Origin of the sequence: Streptomyces sp. S3(2020), assembly GCF_013044505.1 — a bacterium.
Classification (GTDB): domain Bacteria; phylum Actinomycetota; class Actinomycetes; order Streptomycetales; family Streptomycetaceae; genus Streptomyces.
In genome coordinates this window covers 1-2,365 of the sequence record NZ_JABERD010000464.1, presented here as the reverse complement: position 1 = coordinate 2,365, position 2,365 = coordinate 1, and the positions used below count along the sequence as shown (strand labels likewise).

Annotated in this window: 1 protein-coding gene; it reads left to right on the top strand. The window is 74.0% G+C overall.

Annotation, left to right across the window (positions count from 1 at the left end; translation table 11 throughout):
• The coding region (locus tag HLK59_RS49575) for an AAA family ATPase (RefSeq protein WP_171148263.1) at positions 1 to 2,365 on the top strand (2,365 nt) is incomplete at both ends.

The window sequence follows — 2,365 nt, the reverse complement described above, 5'->3', positions numbered from 1 at the left end:
CGGCCCGCCAACGCCCCGAGCCGGCTGCCGGCCCGGCTCACCAGCTTCGTCGGCCGCGACGGCGAACTGGACCGGCTCGCGGATCTGATGGGCTCGGCCCGGCTGGTGACCCTGGTCGGCCCGGGCGGCGCGGGCAAGACCCGGCTGTCCCTGGAGGCGGCGACGAGGGACCCGGCGCACGCCCGGGACCGTGTCCGCTTCGTGCCCCTCGCGGGGGTGAGCCGCCTCGACCAGTTGGCCGACGTGGTGCTCGGTGCGCTCAGCTCCACCGACGGCCGTCTGTACGAGGGCGGCGGGGCCCAGCAAGCCTCCGCGGTGGAGCGCACGGCCGAGCTCCTCGGCAGCGGCGACACCCTGCTCCTGATCGACAACTGCGAGCACCTCGTCGAGGCCGTCGCCGAACTCGCCGATCAACTCCTCGTACGGCTGCCCGAGTTGCGTATCCTCGCCACCAGCCGCGAACCCCTCGCCATCAACGGCGAGTCGCTGTTCCACCTCGGCCCCCTGGACATCCCCACGGGGTCGCCGGAACCGGCCGAGGCGATGGCGGCGGCCGCGGTCCGGCTGTTCGTGGACCGGGCCGCCGGGGTCCGGCAGGACTTCGCCCTCGACGAGTCGAACCTGGACGCCGTCCTGGAGATCTGCCGCCGTCTCGACGGGATGCCGCTCGCCCTGGAGCTGGCCGCGGCCAAGCTGCGGTCGATGGGCGTGGCGCAGATCGCGCGCCGCCTCGACGACCGGTTCCGGCTGCTCTCCTCCGGCAGCCGGACGGCGCTGCCGCGCCAGCGCACGCTGCTCGCGATGGTCGAGTGGAGCTGGGACCTGCTCGACGAACCGGAGCGGATCCTCGCCCGCAGGCTGTCCGCCTTCCCCGGCGGGGCGACGCTCGCGGCCCTGGAGACGGTCTGCTCGGACCCGGACGTGCCCGCCGACGACGTCCTCTACGTGCTCGGCGCGCTGATCGAGAAGTCGCTGGTGCAGGAGGTCCGGGACGCCGACGGCGAGTCGCGCTACCGGATGCTGGACACCGTCCGCGCGTACGCGGCCCGGCGTCTGGCGGAGTCGGGCGACGACCTCACGGCCCGCTTCACGGCGTACCACCTGGCCCTGGCACAGCGGCACGAACCGCTCCTGCGCACCGGCGCACAGCTGCGCGCCACCGCCGTCTTCGACAGCGAGCACGACAACCTCACTCACGCGCTGCGGCTCGTCCAGGACAGCGGGGACCGGGAGACGGCGGTGCGGTTCGGTGCCGCGATGTTCTGGTACTGGGGCATACGGGGGATGGGGGGCCGGCTGGAGACGCATCTGACGGCAGTGGCGAGTGCGGGTGCGGGTGCGGGTGGCGACGACCGGGCAGGCTCGGGCGGTGGCCCGGTGGCCGCGGGCAAGGACTCCGCGGTGGACCGTGAGTTCCATCCCGCCGGGCTGCTCCTTCGGATGTCCCAGGTCGCTTTCGGGGGCAGTTCTCCGGCGGCCGACGATCTGCTCGAATCGTCCGACCCGTGGGTGCGGGCCAGTGCCCATCTCGCCCGGGACTTCGCTCTCACCGAGCAGGGCGACCTGGAGACCGGGGTGCCGTCGCGGATCGAGGCGCTGCGGGGCTTCGAGGCGGTGGGCGACCGGTGGGGGATCGTGCTCGCGCTGATGCCAATCGGCCGTGACCACTCCCTGCGCGGGGAGCACGCCCCGGCCGTCGCGACCTTCGAACGGGCCGTCGTCCTCAGCTCCGAACTGGGCACCGAGGACTACCTCTACCTCAGCAAGGCGCGGCTCGCCCGGGAGCGGCGGCGCAGCGGAGACCTCGACGGCGCCTTCCGCGACCTGCGTGCCGCGCACCGGCAGGCCAGGGAGCGCGGGCAGTTGCGGCTTGAGGCCAACATCCTGGTCGGGCTCGCCAACGCGCACCGGATGTCCGGGGACGTGGACCAGGCGAACCGGACCCTGGACCACCTGGAGGCGCTGTCCCGTCGCCGGCCCGATCTCGCGGAGCTCGCCCGCGATCTGGTCGTCAGCACCCGTGTCGAGAACCATCTCGCCGAGGGGCGCGCCGCCGAGGCCCGCGTCCTGCTTCCCGAAGCGGCGGGCGCCCTCTTCGGGCAGGGGGCCGGGGCGGGTCTCGCGTGGGTCGCCGAGCTCCTGGGTGGTCTGCGGACTCTGGAGGGCGATCCGGCCGGTGGAGCGACCGCCTTCGGAATCAGCGCGGTCATGCGTGGCGCCTTCGACGCGGGGGAGCCGGAGCTCCAGGGGCATCGGGCGCGGATGGTCGAGGCGCTGGGCGAGGAGGGGTATCGCTCGGCGTACGGGACGGGGGCGTCGATGCCTCGGGGGGAGGCGCGGGACTGGTTGGAGCGGGAGGCGTTGG